This is a genomic window from Pseudoalteromonas sp. MMG022 (assembly GCF_021654245.1).
GTDB lineage: Bacteria > Pseudomonadota > Gammaproteobacteria > Enterobacterales > Alteromonadaceae > Pseudoalteromonas > Pseudoalteromonas amylolytica.
Genome location: NZ_JAKFZQ010000019.1, coordinates 16379 through 34153, shown reverse-complemented (window position 1 = coordinate 34153; position 17775 = coordinate 16379). Strand labels below are relative to the sequence as shown.

Below are 17775 nucleotides of genomic sequence, written 5' to 3'. Positions count from 1 at the left end.
CTCTAACTTCACAGCATTAAAAATGTTTAATTGAGGAAATTGTTTGAATCGCAAACTCAACCAACACATTCAGCATCCAAGGCCCTGCTATTGCGAGCACCGCAATTGACACAACAATCTTTGGTACAAACGTCAAAGTCATTTCTTGGATTTGAGTCACGACTTGAAACACACTGATTAACAGACCAACCGCTAAAGTAGCTACCAGTAAGGGCATTGCAATTTGCAACGCAATTTGAAACATTCCCCCCAAGTAGCCAACAACAATATCAGTGCTCACGTGGATTACCTATTTGAGCATTCATTGCAGCCATGGCTTGCTCAACCAGCTGCTTATAAGTCATTTCACCTACATCGCTCTGTGTATCAAGGATTTTTACAATCTGTTGCGACGCAGCCGCTTCATCCCCTGCATGTGCAGCTAATAGTGATTGCGCATAATTTGCTGTGAAACTATTTGGGTCTAATCTCAGTGCCTTTTTAGTCAGAGTTTGTGCAAGCTCTAACTGCTCTTTGTTTAGAGCAATGATGGCTAGACCTGCGTGTGAGTCTGCAAAGTTCGGGTTCAGCGCCAACGCGCACTCGAATTGCTCTGACGCCTTATCTACCTCATTGAGTATGAGATACGTCCAAGCGAACAGGTGATGCGTACCAATATGATCAGGCATTAACGTCACCGCCTTTTGAAATGCATCAACCGCTTGTTCATATTGGCCGTTATATAACTCTATTTGACCTGCTAAGGACCAAGTTCTGCCAATCTGGGGGTTTATTTCCAAACATTTTCTGACACTGTTATGTGCATTAGCAAAGTCATGTTTGGCAACTTGACACGACGTCAGAGCCAATAACGCATCTAGTTGAGCTGGAGATTGTTGCAACACTAACACAGCAAAATGCTCTGCCTTATCTCTGTCACCTGTATCTAGCAAACACATGGCATACAACCCCAGTCCTTCTGGCGTTGCTTGCGCTGACAAATGCTTTTCTAAAACTTGAATTGCTCGTTCCACTTGACCGCTGATGTAATAAGCCCTTGCAAAAAGTGGGTAGCTCATCGCGGATAGCTCGGTCTTACTGTTTTTAAAAATCTCGATGCATTGCGCGTAATCAGCTTCTTTAAACTTTAGCAACGCATTGAAATAGTCATGCCAAACGCCCAACTCAATTTGGTACTCAGATAAGTGTTTTGTTGCTAAATCTTTTTGTCCGCCAGCGATTAAGAGCTCAACAGTTTGAGCATGGAGAGCACTGGCATCGATGCTCGAAAATGGGATATCAGGATAGATCTCAGCAAACAGCGGGTACTCTTTTTGATGTAAAAGACTTGATAGCATATCGCCAAGAAGTGTTTTATTAGTTTTATCATAACGCCAAAATGATATTAACTTTTCTGTCTTAGATGTACTCATGCTTTACCTGAGTTTTTGTATTTAGTGAGCAAGGGTGCGAAATGTACCAGATTTAGGGCTGATATCAATAGAAAAAGCCTAAATTTCACTACAAATTAGTGAATAAATGTAAACTATATGTTCCTAGATCTGACATCTCATGCAATTACGTATAAAAGCAAGTTTTCTGCTGTCCTTTGCGAGTTCATTGAACTTGGTATAAAAACACGAGTAGCTTTCACAAAAATCCTCTTGCGCATTTTTGGATGCATATTCTGAAACAAAATGGCTACTATGAGGGTATATGTCATTTACCCAAGCCACACGCAGCTGACTCGGTAAAATTTGATTAAAAACGTGGTGCCCAATTTCATGATACAGCACATGATTAAACTCATTTACATGGGAAATTCTATGGATACAGATAAATTTTTTCGGGATCTGATTGTATTGACCAACAACCTTATAATTTATTGGTTTGGGGGCAACATAGCTGCGCTGAAAAAAACGTGATGGGTCGTAAACAATGTATTCTAAACCTTGTAAATGGAGAACGGGTACCTTTGCAATAGCCGCTTTTATCTGCTCATCCGTTACGACATTTTGTTTATCAAAATCCTTTACCACAAGCATACATGTCCTCCACAATGTGGTTCAATATCTGTAATTCCGTGCAATACACGCCACTTAACCGTATAATGACTTAGCATACGAATTGAGGTAACCATATGCTTCCACCTATCAATCATAACAAAAGCAATTTGGGGCGAATCACAAAGCCATCGAAAGTTAAAACGACTCGCGATGTCCAAAAATCATCCTCATCTGATTTACCAAGCAATGATTCAAAGCCTTTAAAAGGTAAAATTAGACAACTCGTTTTTAGTACGCTCAAGCGTAAGTTTGGAAACCACATGGAGTCTGAGCCGGAATTTATAAAAATGGTCGACACAATTTGCAATCAACTTGAGCCTTCAATTACAGATTCCACCCAGCTTCAAGAAATGCTTAATCGACTTATTGAAAATAAGAAGTAGCAGCAATTATTTTTGCTCTAACATTTGTGTTAACTCATTAATTGCAAGTTTTCGCAATTGACTAACGCGTCCCAATGACAACCCTAGAATTTCTGCGATTTCCGTTAGGTTTTTCTCAAATCGATAGTGTAAAGATAATATTGTACCTTGTGGTTCTTCAAGACGTGATAAGGCAGACATACAACTGCGCTTCAGCCTAAACATTTCATCTGATGAGTAATAACAACCAGACAGACTATGTTGCCTAGCCTCTTCCAAGTCACTTTCCAATAAATACTCAAGCGCCAATTCTTCAATTGCCCCAACCAACCCTTTAGAGTCAATTAAGCTATCAATATCCATGCCTTCATTAGATTTATAGTAAAGCTTATTTTTATAGGCACAGTTATCCGAGAACCTAAAGACATTGTTGAAAATTGATCCTCTAATTCTATATTGAGCATAACTTTTAAACATTACGCCTTTATCTAGCTCGAAACTGTTCATCGCTTCTAATAAGCCGACCTGAGCATACTGATAAAAGTCTTCTCTATCTGCACTCACATTGCACAAACGTTTTTGCCAACAGGACGCTTCAACCTCAGCCCATTGCTGATACTTTTCATACAAAAAGTGCTTAGCACTCTCGCATCGATCAGCTTTCCACTGTGACCACATTGTAACTTCTTGTTCGTCCATTAGATTTATATAACAATTAGGTTTTGTATTTAAGAAAACTTGTAAACTGATTAAACCGATAAACGAGTTGAATTTCCCGATTACGGCAACTTTCTATGACTTCTACTTTTATGACTTTTACTTTACGTCACCTTTTGCCCAAGCCTTCGTCAACGCGTATCCAAAAGTAACACAAATGCACCAAAGTGGAAACAAACAATTGACACAAGCACAATAAATTTAAAGGCATATCTATGATTTATATGAATAATATTTTTATCCTATGAACATTTTTAGTACTGAGAATATTCGCTAGCACACCAGCCTAACTTTGTTTAAGTACAACAAGTAAGTGACACAACAACCAAGAATAGGGTTGATATGGTGGTATGCAATAAGACAGCAACATTAGACACACAAGTGTGATAAATTAATATAATAGCAATAATATCAAGCATTCCACTTGCAAAGAATATACAGCTTCATCGCTTTTATTTAAGTTTGTAAAAATACTCTCGTGACCGATGTAAGTAACCTTATGAGCTTGGGGTAAAGGTCCGAAAATAACTTAGCGATGGCTATCATTTGGCTGGTAATTTTTTATATCAACTTTAAACAACTAAGGGAGCTAAAAATAGCTCCCTTTGTTTATAAATGCTTGGATGGTAAACCGTACGAGGTTAGCTCATCGCCATCATCATTTTTGCTGGATTCTCAAGGTAGGCTTTCCATAGATTGTTAAATCTAGCTATGGTGCCACCATCAATCACTCGGTGATCGCCTGACCAGCTTACTTGCATAATGGCACGTGAAACCACATTGCCTTTATCATCAAAACGCGGTAAATGCTGAAGCTTGCCAAGTGCAACAATAGCAACCTCTGGCTTATTAATGATAGGTGTTGCAGTTGTACCACCTATTGCACCAATGTTAGAGATTGAGATTGTGCCACCCTTTAAGTCATCTGGTGATACACGCCCTTCCCTTGCTGCATCAGTTAAACGGGTAACCTCTTGAGCGACTTCTACAATTGACTTAGCTTGGCAACTCTTGATGTTTGGTACAAGCAAACCTAGTTTTGAGTCAACCGCCATACCAATATTGTGATCATCAAAGTAAGTGATTTCTGTACACTCATCATTGACCTGAGAGTTCACAATTGGGAACTCTTTGATAGCTAAAGACAGTGCTTTGATAAAGAAAGGCATCATCGTTAGTTTAATGCCCTCTTTTGCGTATTGCTCCTTAAGCTCTTTACGCAGTGCGATGATCTCAGTCAGATCAATCTCATCACTAAATGTAAAGTGCGGGATGGTAGAAACAGACGCCACCATTTGCTTTGCCATCGCGGCTTTCATGCCACGGATTGGCTCAACACGCGTACCACCACTTGCCACTTGTGCTGGGCGTGTGGCTGTTGTAGCTTGTGACGATGGCGCTTCGATTTGAGCACCGCCTTCCACAAAGCGTTTGATATCTTCTTTGTAAACTCGGCCATTTTTACCTGACCCTGGTACTTGGTTAATATCAACGTCTTGTTCACGAGCCATACGACGCACAGCAGGTGAAGCTATCGCTTTTCCATTGGCTGGCAATTGTGTTTTCGGTGCACTTTTTTGTTGTGTTGCTTTTACGGTTTGTGCCGCCGCTTTCACTTCTACTTTTGCCTCAACAGGCGCGTCATTCATACCCGCTAAACGCATTTGGAATAACGGACTGTGTACTTTCGCTATTTCACCTTTTTGATAGTAAAGTTTTTCAACTATGCCATCGTGTTTTGCTGGGATCTGAACCAAAGCTTTGTCTGTCATCACATCACAAACAGCTTGGTCTTCTTTAATTTCGTCACCTTCTGCAACTAGCCACTCAACAATTTCACACTCAACAATACCTTCACCTATATCAGGCAAAATGAAGTCATCAAGTTGTGATGAACCAGTCTGTGCAGGCTCAACCTTGCTATCACTTTCGTTGCTGTCGTTAGCAGGCACAGCGCCCGCAACTTCCATTGCAAACAAAGGCTCATGCACTTTGGCGATTTCACCTTTTTCATAATGCAATGTGGTGATCACACCATCATGTACCGCAGGAATTTGCACTAATGCTTTATCGGTCATTACATCACAAATCGGCTGATCTTCTTTTACTTCATCGCCTACTGCAACTAACCACTCGACAATTTCACACTCAACAATGCCTTCGCCAATATCTGGTAAGATAAATTCTTTAGCCATGACTAATCCTTAAAACTCTACAGACTTTTTAATCGCAGCGAATACTTTCAGTGCATCTGGTACGTATTCTTTTTCTAGCGCAAGTGGATAAGGCGTATCTAGGCCACACACACGCGCAATTGGCGACTCTAAGTGTAAGAAACATTCTTGTTGAATTGTCGCTGCTATTTCAGCACCAAAACCATTTGTGATAGGCGCTTCGTGGCTGATGATCAGACGACCCGTTTTAACCACTGATTTTGCAATCGTTTCAACATCCCACGGTAAAATACTGCGTAAATCTATGATTTCACAGCTAATTCCCGCTTCTTCGGCTTTTCCAGCAGCCTGTTCAATGATCTCCATTTGCGCACCCCACGCAAGTAAGGTTACATCGCTACCTTCTTTAACCACTTCGGCTTTGCCGATTTCGATGGTGTAATCTTCTTCAGGCACTTCACCTACAGAGGCACGGTATAAACGCTTGGGCTCGAAGAAGATAACTGGGTTATCGTCTTTAATACACGCGCGCAACAAACCTTTAGCCTGATATGGGTTACGCGGTACAACCAGCTTCAAACCTGGGGTGTGAGCAAAATATGCTTCAGGTGATTGAGAATGATACAAACCACCTGCAATACCACCACCGTATGGGGTACGAATTGTTAAGTTGCCAACATTAAACTCGTTACCACTGCGATAACGGAATTTTGCTGACTCGTTCACGATTTGGTCAAACGCAGGGAAGATATAATCAGCAAATTGGATTTCTGCTAGTGCTGGCGCACCAAACGCTGCCAAGCCATTGGCGAAACCTAAGATGCCCTGCTCCGTTAGTGGCGTATTAAATACACGATGCTTACCATATTTTTCTTGCAAGCCTGATGTTGCACGAAATACACCACCAAAATAACCTACATCTTCACCAAAAATACACGCTTGCGGGTGCTCATTCATGGTGATATCAAGCGCCGAGTTAATGGCGTGTAACATGTTCATTTTAGCCATTATTTAATTCTCCCTGCTGTCACTGGATAGGCATCTGGGTGCTGTTTTATATGTTCTTTCAATTCTTCATACTGCTTTTGTAGTGAAGGAATTGGCGTGTCGTAAACATCCGAAACAAGTTCTTCAAGCGCGGGTTTTTGTACTTTTTCTGCAACCTTAACCGCGGCTAAAATATCTTCACGGATTTTTTCTTTCTGTGCTTCGTCTTCTTTTTCGTCAAGCCAGCCTTGTTTTAACAGCCACTTTTTAAAACGTTCGATTGGGCAATTGGCTTTGAACGCTGCTTCTTCTTCTTTACTACGATAGCCCGACGGGTCATCTGACGTTGAGTGTGCGCCTAAACGATATGCGATTGACTCAACTAAAACCGGTTCACCTTGCTGTACAGCTATTCTACGAGCTTCTTGCGTAGCCGCGTAAACAGCTAGAGCATCGGCACCATCAACACGGATGGTTTTCATGCCATAACCCACACCACGAGATGCAATACCATCCCCTTTAAACTGCTCATCAGCGGGTGTCGAAATTGCGTAACCATTGTTACGGGCAAAGAAAATAACGGGGGCTTCGTGCACCGCAGCCATGTTTAAGCCAGCGTGGAAGTCACCTTCCGAAGCAGCACCTTCGCCAAAGTAACAAATGGTAATGTTGTCGATTTCTGATGCCAGCTTACCGGTCTCTTTGTCGATATGCTTTAGTTTCTGACCGTACGCGTAACCTGTCGCTTGTGGGATCTGAGTGCCTAGTGGCGATGAAATCGTTAGGTAGTGCAACTCTTTAGACCCGTAGTGCACAGGCATTTGACGTCCCTTGCCTAAGTCTTTTTCATTTGAGAACAATTGGTTCATGAACTGCTCAAGGGTAAATCCGCGATATGCAATTGCTGCTTGCTCACGATACTGAGCCATGATCATATCATCTTGCTTCAGCGCCGCAGTACTGGCTGTAATCGCTGCTTCTTCGCCCAAACACTGCATGTAAAAACTAACACGCCCTTGACGCTGTGCCGCTTGCATACGCTCATCCAACAAGCGAATAAAACGCATTGTAGAGTAAAGGCGTTGCGCAGTTTCTTTGTCGATATCTGGCGCTGTTGCACCAGGAAGTACTTCACCGTCATCACCTAATATGGATAAAGTTGGAATATCCAGGGCATGGCTATCAATAAACTTCAACTCATGGCTGATATTTAACGATATGTTATTGGGGTTAGTCATAACCTACCTTCTCTTGTTGTCATAACACATTTGCAAGTAAAGCGGCATGTGCAAGCACAGGCGGACTCTGAACGGCACCAATCACAATGAATTTTTTAATTATAGATTGGCTTTATTTTGTATGAATAATCCGTTCAACTTTTGCAAATCGATTAAATAAAAACTAGTGTCACTTTACGTTAACGTAAAGGGTTATTCAACTAATCCTAGATGAATAACCCATAATTTGCATAATTATGCTTGGAAAGATTTTGATACGGAAGGATAACTACATTGAAAACAACTAATTAAACAAACCTCTCATCTACTTCCATAGGAATTACCGTTAATAAAGCGCGCTGTCCTAGTGCTACGTTAGCATTTGGGAAAATAATGGCTTCACCTTCAACTTCCGCAAGATACCTAGTTTCTCCGTCAGTAGCCAGTAGTTCACCTTTGGCAAAACCCGTGAAGTTTTCGGCACTATCAGCAAACGGAAACGTAAAGTCTTCTTGCGTTCTATTGATCGTTCTATGGACTTGGAACAGTTCATAATCGCCAGAATTAAATTTTCCGAAGTTGATATCATTCTGACTAATTAATGCAGTTAAAGTTTCTTTGGTTTTGGCAAATCGGCTCATATCGTTTTGGCCAAATGGTTTAACTTGACCTAATTCCACAGTAAATGCATCAGCGCCAAACTGTCGAGATGAGAAATAGCTAAATGTAGTTGCAGCTGAGCGCATCATCAGTACGGTGTTTACACCACAGGCTAATAAAAACTGCAGTTGCGACTTTTTCCAAGGTTCCCCGTGTAAAAACGGATAAACTGCAAACTTCTCATTTTTAGACCCACGGATAGCTGTGTGTAAGTCATAGTGACAGCGATAACGCCCCGCTTCGACGGATGTAAAAAAGGCCGTAACATAACGCTCTAAATTCGCAGCGCGCTTACGTTCTTCATTCTCAATGTCACCTTGTGCATGCGTGCCATTAAACAACCTGTTTAAGTTCTCTTCAACGAAGCGCTCACCGATGTTGATAGACTTCGGATTACCAAATATAAACAGCACTCTATGTTTAAGCGTTAGCTGCTCTTTGATGATGCTCTGGATTAACTCATCACAAATCTCAATTGGTGCAGTTTCATTACCATGAATCGCGCTAGATAACACGATATCCTTAAGACCATATTGAGCGGGTGTAAATTGGATCACACCTGTATCTATCACATCCACTTGGGTGCCATTGGACAACGTAAATTGCTGTGCTGGCAAATGAAATTCATTGTTTCTTGTTAGGGTTAAAAAGTCCCCGGTGCGTTTTAATTCTTCTAGGTACATACGGTCACCTGATCTGGTTATTATGTGAGAGTGATTATCTTTGCTCAAAAGGTACAAAAAAGCCATGCAATAGCATGGCTTTTAATGATGTAAAACTTAACGAATTACTGAGTCAACAAGTGCTTTAGCCTCTTGTTCCAGCTGCTGCAAGTGGGCTTCTCCTTTGAATGACTCAAGATATATTTTGTAAATATCTTCTGTGCCAGATGGGCGCGCTGCAAACCAGCCATTTTCGGTAACAACTTTTAAGCCACCTATTGCGGCATCATTACCCGGTGCATTTGTTAATATCTGAGTAATTTTGTCGCCAGCGAGCTGATCAGCGGTTACATCCGCGGGACTTAGCGCTTTTAAGCGGTCTTTTTGCTCAACCGATGCTGGCGCATCAATGCGCTTGTATAAAGGCGAGCCAAACTGTTGCTCGAGTTCCTGATATCGCTCAGATGGTGTTTTGCCAGTTACGGCCAAAATTTCAGCGGCCAGTAATCCAAGAATGAAGCCGTCTTTGTCTGTGTTCCATACATCACCATTCATGCGTAAAAATGACGCCCCTGCGCTTTCTTCACCACCAAACGCTAACCATTGTTTATTCAAACCTTTAACAAACCATTTAAAGCCTACTGGTACCTCATAAACTGCATGATTGTTTGCAGCAACAACTTTATCAATCATGGCTGACGAGACTAATGTCTTACCGATTTTTACATCGTTTGGCCAACTTCTATGATTCAGCAAATAATCTATCGCTACGGCTAAGAAGTGGTTCGGGTTCATCAAACCATCTTTGGTCACTATGCCATGGCGGTCATAATCAGGGTCATTACCAATACCAATGTCATAGTCATCCTTTAGCGCGATCAAATTAGCCATCGCGTACGGTGACGAACAATCCATGCGAATTTTGCCATCTTTATCTAACGGCATAAACGCAAAGCGCGGGTCAACTTGGTTGTTAACAACCGTGAGATCTAACTGATACTTTTGACTAATCACAGGCCAAAAGTTAATGCCGGACCCGCCTAGCGGATCGACACCTATTTTAACACCCGCTTTTGCGATCGCTTGCATATCAACAATATTTGCTAAGTCATCTACATAAGGGGTGATCAGATCTTGATATTTAATAAAACCCGAACGTCTTGCTTTAGCAAACGGAAATAGCTCAACCTCTACAAGATCTTCAAGCAGCAACTGATTTGCTCGATTCTCAATCCAATTCGTTACGTCGGTGTCAGCAGGCCCACCATTGGGCGGATTATATTTAAAACCACCATCTTCAGGCGGATTGTGTGATGGCGTAACAACAATACCATCCGCTAATTCATTAGGATTATTTTTGTTATGACATACTATTGCGTGGCTAATTACTGGCGTTGGCGTGTAGTCATCATTTTCTTGTGTGATGACTTGTACTTCATTGGCAACCAACACCTCTATTGCAGAGTTAAAGGCAGCTTCCGATAATGCGTGCGTATCTTTACCTAAAAACAGCGGACCGAAAATGTCATTAGCTTTACGATAATCACAAATCGCTTGAGTAATTGCCAAAATATGAGATTCGTTAAACTTCACGTTGTATGAACAGCCTCGATGCCCTGAGGTGCCAAAAGCTACGCATTGCTCTGGGTGTTGCTCTAAATCAGGCTCATTTAAATAATAAGCGGATACCAGTTTAGGAATATCAGCTAATTGCGACTGCGCTGCGGGTTTGCCAGCGCCTGGGTGGATTGCCATACGATGTCCTTATAGGTAGTCTCGGATAGTTTCAGCTTGCGCTTCAGTGTAGCCTAAGCTCAACGCCACTTCATGAAGCATCATTTTCTTACGAGTCGTATTTGAGTTGGTCATCACCCAATATTCGCTATCGAGAATATTTTTTGGGTTCATACTACTACCACTTTCAAGTAACGCTTCTTTGCTTTTTGCAAAATAAATACGGTCACGCCCTTTTATGTCGAGCACTTTATGAAAGCTTTTCTTATGAGTGCGATGCAGCGCACAAAGAATAAATAAAAATCGACCTACAACACCTTTTTGCATCGCAAGTTCTTCTTTATTTAAAATATTAAACACATTTTCATGTGATTGAGCAGGCTCTTCGGCCTCTGGTAGTTGTTCGCTTTGTTCTAGTTGTGTGGCAGGTTCGCTGCTTGGCATAGGCGTTGAAGGCTCAGTGCTATCAACAGAGAGATTTAATAAACGACGCAAAATTTGAGAGGCACTTTCGCCAATACTTTGGGTATTGCTTGCGATGTATTGATAAAGTTCGTCATCTATTTCTATTTTCTTCATGCTTTTCCTGTCATTACTGAAATTTAGTGCATCTGTGCGTGATTATATCCTGATTTCACTCATTACTCTACGGCTTTGCATTTTTGCCTAACGCTGGCACAATTATGCCTCAAATTTAGGAGAATACATGCTACTTAACTACACCCAAACAGGCTCAGGGCCCCATGTTATCCTTATGCATGGTCTATTTGGTTCATTAGATAACCTAAACATTGTTGCTAAAGCCTTAGCTGAACATTTTACAGTAACGAATGTAGATTTAAGAAACCACGGGCTATCATTTCACCATGAAGTGATGGATTATCCGACAATGGCCAGTGATGTGATTGCTTTGATGGATCACCTACAAATTGAAAAAGCTCACCTAGTTGGCCATTCAATGGGTGGAAAAGTCGCAATGCAAGTAGCCATGATAGACCAACGACGTGTTGAACGTTTAGCCATTCTAGATATTGCGCCCGTAGCCTATCATTCAAGACATGATAGTATCATTGCCGGCTTACAAGCGGTTGAAGACGCCCTTACACATGCCAAAATACAAAGCCGCAGCGAGGCCGATAAAATCATGGCACAATACATTGAAGAATTAGGTGTTAGACAGTTCTTACTAAAAAGCTTAGCTAAAAATGAACATTCCAAGCTTGCGTGGCGTTTTAATTTAGCGTCGATCTGTAAAAATTACAGCAAAGTAACCGCAAATATAAATGCAACTCATTCTTGTTTGTGTGATACTCTATTTATCAAAGGAAACAACTCAGACTATATACTGCCGGAGCATAAAGATGCCATTACCCAAAGCTTTAGCAACGCCAAAGCAAAGGTTATCCATGGTGCTGGTCACTGGCTCCATGCAGAAAAACCGCAATCAGTAAATAGATCTATAATTGATTTTCTTCAATTATAATGTTGTTTTTACGTTGCGAACTTAATTTATCTCAAATGATTATGTTATAGTACGCGCCGTTTGAGATTTTAGTAGAGCGCACATGGTCAGTCAGTTTATAAACGAATTTGAAACCTTAGGGCTGTATTTCGCGTTAGCGGGTATCTTCTTTTTTATAGGAATGGCTATCCAAGATGTTCTAAAAAAAGGTGATGTGCCAAAGTTTGGTAGATACACCGTTTGGTTAGTGTTGTTTCTGGGCTGTTCAGGTTTTATTGCTAAAGGCTTAATTCAGGTATTTTGGCAAGGTGCAGGTGTTGGTTAGACATGGCAAAATCTGAAACAGATAGAACCACGATTGACTTATTTGATAATGAAAAACGCCCCGGCAGGCCTAAAACCAACCCACTTCCAAGAGAAGTGCAATTAAAGGTCAACAAGCGTAATCAGATTAAACGTGATCGTGCAAGAGGATTAAAACGCGTAGAATTTAAAGTTTCATCAGAGCTTTACCAAGCTTTGAGTGACATGGCAGATGAACAAAATATCAGCCGTAGCGCGTTAATAGAAACCATCTTGCAAGAGAAATTAGCGAATAACAGATAGAAGGTAAGCATTAAATGGCAAGCGTAGGTATATTTTTTGGCAGTGACACAGGCAACACTGAACATGTTGCTAAGATGATACAAAAAGAGCTAGGTAAAAAGCTTGTAGACGTCAAAGACATTGCAAAAAGTAGTAAAGAAGAAATCGCAGAATTTGATCTGATCTTATTCGGCATTCCTACATGGTATTACGGTGAAGCTCAATGTGACTGGGATGACTTCTTCCCTGAACTTGAAGAAGTTGACTTCGAAGGCAAACTGGTAGCTATTTTCGGTTGTGGTGACCAAGAAGATTATGCAGAGTACTTTTTAGATGCGATGGGTATGATTAACGATATCGTTACACAAAGAGGTGCTATTGTTGTGGGTCACTGGTCTACTGAAAGTTATGAATTTGAAGCATCAAAAGCACTAGTAGATGACTCTCACTTTGTGGGTTTAGGTATTGATGAAGACCGCCAGCCAGAGTTAACTGAACAACGTGTTAAAGCTTGGTGCGCTCAAGTATATGATGAAATGTGCTTGGCTGAGCTTGAGGACTAATAATTATTGCAAGCTTTGCACTTAGGTGCATAGCAAGTTATTCTTAAGTTTAAGCGGCGTCGTGCGAATGACTTAAGATAAATACACATAAATAGATTGAGACAGATTTAATGACTGATCACAACTTAGAGTTAAAAAAAGCCGGTTTAAAGGTAACCCTTCCGAGGATCAAAATCCTTGAGATCTTACAATCACCAGACAATCAACATATCAGCGCTGAGGATGTTTACAAAATCCTGTTGGATTTAGGAGAAGAAATTGGTCTGGCGACGGTTTACCGTGTATTAAACCAGTTTGATGACGCGGGCATAGTAACCCGTCACCATTTCGAAGGTGGCAAGTCTGTATTTGAACTGTCTGGCTCCACACACCATGACCACCTTGTTTGCTTAAAATGTGGCAAAGTGGTTGAGTTTGAAGATGATGTCATTGAAACTCGTCAAGATGAGATTGCAAAGCAAAATGGCATTAAGCTGACAAACCATTCACTTTATTTATACGGTGAATGTGAAGACAAAGAAGCTTGTAAGAAGTACGCTGAAGAAAACGGCAACTAATTATTCGTATTTGTTTGTAACCGGCCTAGGCCGGTTTTTTTATGGCTAAAACCTTGACTTGAATGGACGTTGATTAAAAAGAAATATAGATACTGGATATTTACCCAGTAATTGGTAGAATGAGGATCTTACATACGAGGGATAGAACAGATGTACAAGATTTTTGAACGCTTCACCAACCCATTTCCTGAAACACTTGTCAGCCAGCCTCCTAATTCACTGTATGCTTTTTGCCGTTTTTATACCAAAGGCATGGAGTGGCCACTTGTATTAATGTCATTGAGTGCGGCTTTATTGGCAGTTCTTGAGGTTATGTTATTTGGGTTTATGGGTGACTTGGTCGATTGGCTATCAAATTACACGCCAACAGAGTTGTTTGCACAAAAAAGCTCAGAGCTTTTGAGTATGACGCTAGTCACAGTGGTTGCGTTACCGCTTTTAGTGCTCTTTCACTCAGCAATTCTGCACCAAAGCCTGCTGGGTAACTATCCTATGTCAATACGTTGGCAAGCTCACCGCTACTTGTTAAAGCAAAGTATGAGCTTCTACCAAGATGAATTTGCAGGCCGCATAGCGACCAAGGTTATGCAGACCGCACTTGCAGTTCGCGAAAGTGTAATGAAGCTGCTAGATGTCCTAGTCTATGTGATGGTCTACTTTACTGCGATGATGGCGCTGGTTGCACAGGCGGATATTAGGCTCATGCTACCCATGCTGGTATGGTTTGCTTTATATATTGGCGTACAGGTTTACTTTGTGCCAAAACTCAAACGCGTGTCTAGCGCTCAAGCTGATGCTCGCTCCGAGATGACTGGCCGTATTGTTGACAGTTATGCCAATATTTCTACCGTTAAACTTTTTTCATATACACAACGTGAAGAACAATACGCCAAAGACAGCATGGATGTATTTATTCAGCCTGTATACAAGCAAATGAGATTAGCCACTGGTCTCAATGTGAGCGTGCAAACGCTAAATTACCTATTGGTATTCTCCGTTGCTGCTTTATCTTTATATTTATGGTCACTTAGTGCGATTACAGTAGGTGCCATTGCCATTACCGTAAGCTTAGCTTTGCGACTAAATGGAATGTCACAATGGATAATGTGGGAGATAAGTGGATTATTCGAAAATATCGGCACTGTGTCTGATGGCATTACCACGTTGTCTAAACCAATTGATATACAAGATGAGCCACAGGCACGTACTTTGGAATTTAGCGCCGGTGCGATAGAGTTTAAAGATATCTGCTTTGCCTACAAACGCCTTGATAAAAATACCCAAGCCAATGTGATTGATAACCTCTCCTTATCAATTAAGCCCGGAGAAAAGGTTGGCGTGGTTGGGCGTTCAGGCGCTGGCAAGTCAACATTAGTGAACTTGCTGCTAAGATTTTACGATATTGACAGCGGCTGTATATGTATTGATGGACAGGATATTTCTAAAGTAAAGCAAGAAAGCCTTCGCCAATATATTGCTATGGTCACTCAAGATACTTCGTTGCTACATAGAAGCGTGCGTGACAATATTTTGTATGGACGTCCCAGTGCTACTGAAGAAGAGCTAATTAGTGCCGCGAAGCAGGCACAAGCCTATGACTTTATTCAGGACCTAGAAGACAGTAAAGGTCACAAAGGCTTTGATGCTCAGGTGGGTGAGCGAGGCGTTAAACTCTCTGGTGGCCAGCGTCAACGTATTGCGATTGCGCGAGTGTTGCTAAAAAATGCCCCTATCCTGATTTTGGATGAAGCGACTTCCGCTCTCGATTCTGAGGTTGAGGCTGCCATTCAAGATAGCCTAGATACACTCATGGCTGGCAAGACTGTTATTGCTATTGCACACAGATTGTCAACGATTGCCCAAATGGACAAACTTATCGTGATGGAACAAGGGCAGATCGTTGAGCACGGCACCCATAGTGAACTACTTGCACTGGGCGGTATTTATGCCAAGCTGTGGGCCCACCAAACAGGTGGGTTTATTGGCGTGGAGTAACACCTGAGCAAAATAACAAGCACACCTGCTCAATCAACTTGTCAAGCGCTGCCTCATCTAGTGGCGCTTGCCATTTGATCACTTGCTCCCAAAACGTCAGTTTTTTTAACCCGCCCCAGAAAAAGGCGGCAGCAAATTCAGCGTTAAAGTTACCTAAACAGTGTGCATTAGCTGCATCTTCGAACCATATTAACATGGCTTTTTCACAATCCATCAAACGCATATTTAGGTTGTGAGCCTGTTCTTTTGAGCGCATGGATTCAATGATAACAATACGTGACAAAGTAAGGTAATCGTCATCGCTAAGTAGCGACACCGCACTTCTCGCTAAATGCTTAAGTTGCGTGGCAAAGTCATAGTTTGGGATAAACTGAATTGAAGTGAGCGGTACGATGCGTTTTATCAATAAGTCAACAACGGCGTCAAAAAGCGCGTCTTTGTTAGCAAAGTGTTTGTATAACGTACGTTTTGAAACTTGAGCAGAGTTACAAACTTGCTCCATTGTAGTCGCCGATAAACCTTGTTGAGCAAACAACTGAATTGCCGCGCTCAGAATATCTTGCTGTTTTGCTGAATATTGCGTCATCTAATATTCTTGTTATAAGAGCTGTTAACTGTATTTTAATGAAAAACTGGGCAAATAAAAAGTAAACTAAACCGTTTACCTACAAATCAAGAAAGTATACACTATCGTTTACTTTCTAAAAGTTCGTTCACTTATCTTTACTATGGGTATATATTGTATAGTCAGTGGGCAAAAGCAAGGTCGCTTCTCTGAGCATGTCTAGTGGACTCACAACACAGCCAGTTCAGAGATAGTAAGCATTATTATCTGCAACGTTAGAGTTACAATGCATCTACAGGAATTGGAGTAAACATGTATCCACACTTCACTAGCTGTGTAAAATCAGTCGTACTTATGGCAAGCACGCTTTTATTACTTACTGCCTGCCAAGAAGATAATTCACAATCAGCGCCTCACGCCATGCCGCCTGCTGCGGTTAGCATACTCCCTGTTACAAAAACCAATGTACCAATTACCATTGAACTACCCGCTACACTGGCAGGTAACAAGGAAGTAGAAATACGCGCCCGTGTGTCTGGCATTGTTGAATCAAGAAATTTTGAAGAAGGCCAAACCGTAACAGAGGGCCAATCACTTTTTACGCTCGATCTTGAACCATTTAAACTTGAGCTTGAAACAGCCAAAGCGAAACTTCATGCAGCAGAGGCTGCGGTTATCCAGACGAAACGAGAACGCGATCGCTTTGAAACACTTACCAATGAGCGTTCATTGTCCAAACGTGACTTTGATAACGCGGCATCCAGCTACGACATCGCTCTAGCAAATTTGGAGTCAGCGAGAGTGGCCCTTAATGAAGCCAAGCTCAATTTGAATTACGCGCAAGTAAAAGCCCCCGTCTCAGGTATTATTGGACGTGAGCTTGTTTCTGAAGGCAGTTATGTCTCAGGCCCTGAAGTGTTATTAACAGAACTTACTGACACTCACACTATGCGCGTGCGCTTTGGCTTTTCTGAGCGCGAACAATTGAAGATGCGTCAAGATGTTGAAACAGGCGGATTAACATTACCAGAGAACAATGAATTCGACGTTGAAATTGTGCTACAAGATAGCAGTATCTATGAGCAAACAGGCAAAGTAAACTTCTCCGACGTAAGAGTCAACCGCTACACTGGCACAAGTGAATTACAAGCCAAAGTAGCCAATCCACAATCACAGCTTAGACCCGGCCAATTTGTACGAGTAAGACTAAAAGGTGCGGTACGTCACAATGTTGTATTACTACCTCAACGCGCGGTACTTGATAACGGTACTGGTAAGTTCGTTTACGTTGCAACAAAAAACGAGCAAGGCACACTGGTTGCCTTACCCGCTCCTGTTGAAGTAGGTGAATGGGTCAGAATAGATGAAAATAACTATTGGATAATTCGCAGCGGTCTTCAACCACAACAATCGGTAATCGTTGAAGGTATGGCGCGTATTTTCTTCCCTGGAATGCCAGTACAAGTCGTAGAACAGGGAGAAAAATAACG

Annotated in this window: 19 protein-coding genes; 8 read left to right on the top strand and 11 right to left on the bottom strand. The window is 41.6% G+C overall.

Annotated features, from left to right (window positions below):
* Positions 1 to 16: 16 nt before the first annotated feature.
* From L1070_RS15770 to L1070_RS15760, 3 genes are all read right to left on the bottom strand, one after another.
* Complete coding sequence (locus tag L1070_RS15770; RefSeq protein WP_343221760.1) at positions 17 to 280, bottom strand: flagellar biosynthetic protein FliQ; 264 nt, start codon at positions 278 to 280, stop codon at positions 17 to 19.
* Positions 270 to 1412: a tetratricopeptide repeat protein gene (locus tag L1070_RS15765; protein ID WP_237126268.1), complete on the bottom strand. Its 1143-nt coding sequence runs from the start codon at positions 1410 to 1412 to the stop codon at positions 270 to 272. The genes L1070_RS15770 and L1070_RS15765 overlap by 11 nt, the downstream gene beginning before the upstream one ends.
* Before the next feature lie 123 nt (positions 1413 to 1535).
* Entirely contained in the window at positions 1536 to 2024 is a 489-nt protein-coding gene (locus tag L1070_RS15760; protein WP_237126267.1) for a hypothetical protein, read from the bottom strand.
* A 95-nt stretch (positions 2025 to 2119) separates the two neighbouring features.
* Between L1070_RS15760 and L1070_RS15755 the strand changes: the two genes are divergently transcribed.
* Positions 2120 to 2428, top strand: a complete 309-nt coding sequence (locus L1070_RS15755) for a hypothetical protein (protein ID WP_237126266.1) — start codon at positions 2120 to 2122, stop codon at positions 2426 to 2428.
* A gap of 6 nt (positions 2429 to 2434) precedes the next feature.
* Here the strand turns inward: L1070_RS15755 and L1070_RS15750 are convergent, their stop codons facing one another.
* The 7 genes from L1070_RS15750 to seqA all read right to left on the bottom strand — a co-directional run bounded on the left by L1070_RS15750 (position 2435) and on the right by seqA (position 11137).
* Positions 2435 to 3085: a sigma-70 family RNA polymerase sigma factor gene (locus tag L1070_RS15750; RefSeq protein ID WP_237126265.1), complete on the bottom strand. Its 651-nt coding sequence runs from the start codon at positions 3083 to 3085 to the stop codon at positions 2435 to 2437.
* A gap of 680 nt (positions 3086 to 3765) precedes the next feature.
* Entirely contained in the window at positions 3766 to 5319 is a 1554-nt protein-coding gene (locus L1070_RS15745; RefSeq protein ID WP_237126264.1) for a dihydrolipoyllysine-residue acetyltransferase, read from the bottom strand.
* A 9-nt stretch (positions 5320 to 5328) separates the two neighbouring features.
* Complete coding sequence (locus L1070_RS15740) at positions 5329 to 6306, bottom strand: transketolase C-terminal domain-containing protein (RefSeq protein ID WP_070985542.1); 978 nt, start codon at positions 6304 to 6306, stop codon at positions 5329 to 5331.
* On the bottom strand, positions 6306 to 7523 hold the full coding sequence (locus L1070_RS15735) for a thiamine pyrophosphate-dependent dehydrogenase E1 component subunit alpha (protein WP_070985543.1): 1218 nt from the start codon (positions 7521 to 7523) through the stop codon (positions 6306 to 6308). Before L1070_RS15735 ends, L1070_RS15740 begins: the two co-directional genes overlap by 1 nt.
* 287 nt (positions 7524 to 7810) lie before the next feature.
* Positions 7811 to 8845, bottom strand: a complete 1035-nt coding sequence (astE, locus tag L1070_RS15730; RefSeq protein ID WP_237126263.1) for a succinylglutamate desuccinylase — start codon at positions 8843 to 8845, stop codon at positions 7811 to 7813.
* A 96-nt stretch (positions 8846 to 8941) separates the two neighbouring features.
* Positions 8942 to 10579, bottom strand: coding sequence for a phosphoglucomutase (alpha-D-glucose-1,6-bisphosphate-dependent) (pgm, locus tag L1070_RS15725; protein ID WP_237126262.1), 1638 nt, complete (start codon positions 10577 to 10579; stop codon positions 8942 to 8944).
* A 9-nt stretch (positions 10580 to 10588) separates the two neighbouring features.
* The gene (gene seqA / locus L1070_RS15720; protein WP_070985546.1) at positions 10589 to 11137 is read right to left on the bottom strand and encodes a replication initiation negative regulator SeqA; all 549 of its coding nucleotides are present in this window, start codon (positions 11135 to 11137) and stop codon (positions 10589 to 10591) included.
* A gap of 127 nt (positions 11138 to 11264) precedes the next feature.
* Between seqA and L1070_RS15715 the strand changes: the two genes are divergently transcribed.
* The 6 genes from L1070_RS15715 (at position 11265) to L1070_RS15690 (ending at position 15720) form a co-directional block, all read left to right on the top strand.
* A complete protein-coding gene (locus L1070_RS15715) occupies positions 11265 to 12041 on the top strand; it encodes an alpha/beta fold hydrolase (protein ID WP_237126261.1) in 777 nt (258 codons plus the stop codon).
* Between the two features lie 82 nt (positions 12042 to 12123).
* On the top strand, positions 12124 to 12345 hold the full coding sequence (locus tag L1070_RS15710; protein ID WP_070985548.1) for a DUF2788 domain-containing protein: 222 nt from the start codon (positions 12124 to 12126) through the stop codon (positions 12343 to 12345).
* Between the two features lie 2 nt (positions 12346 to 12347).
* Entirely contained in the window at positions 12348 to 12626 is a 279-nt protein-coding gene (ybfE, locus tag L1070_RS15705; RefSeq protein WP_070985549.1) for a LexA regulated protein, read from the top strand.
* A 14-nt stretch (positions 12627 to 12640) separates the two neighbouring features.
* On the top strand, positions 12641 to 13168 hold the full coding sequence (gene fldA, locus L1070_RS15700) for a flavodoxin FldA (protein ID WP_070985550.1): 528 nt from the start codon (positions 12641 to 12643) through the stop codon (positions 13166 to 13168).
* Between the two features lie 110 nt (positions 13169 to 13278).
* Positions 13279 to 13725: a ferric iron uptake transcriptional regulator gene (gene fur / locus L1070_RS15695; protein WP_070985551.1), complete on the top strand. Its 447-nt coding sequence runs from the start codon at positions 13279 to 13281 to the stop codon at positions 13723 to 13725.
* Between the two features lie 150 nt (positions 13726 to 13875).
* Complete coding sequence (locus L1070_RS15690; RefSeq protein WP_237126260.1) at positions 13876 to 15720, top strand: ABC transporter ATP-binding protein; 1845 nt, start codon at positions 13876 to 13878, stop codon at positions 15718 to 15720.
* Here the strand turns inward: L1070_RS15690 and L1070_RS15685 are convergent.
* A complete protein-coding gene (locus L1070_RS15685; RefSeq protein ID WP_070985553.1) occupies positions 15704 to 16306 on the bottom strand; it encodes a TetR/AcrR family transcriptional regulator in 603 nt (200 codons plus the stop codon). The genes L1070_RS15690 and L1070_RS15685 overlap by 17 nt on opposite strands.
* Before the next feature lie 291 nt (positions 16307 to 16597).
* Here L1070_RS15685 and L1070_RS15680 point away from each other — a divergent pair, with 291 nt between their 5' ends.
* On the top strand, positions 16598 to 17773 hold the full coding sequence (locus tag L1070_RS15680) for an efflux RND transporter periplasmic adaptor subunit (RefSeq protein ID WP_237126259.1): 1176 nt from the start codon (positions 16598 to 16600) through the stop codon (positions 17771 to 17773).
* The last annotated feature ends 2 nt before the right edge of the window (positions 17774 to 17775 follow it).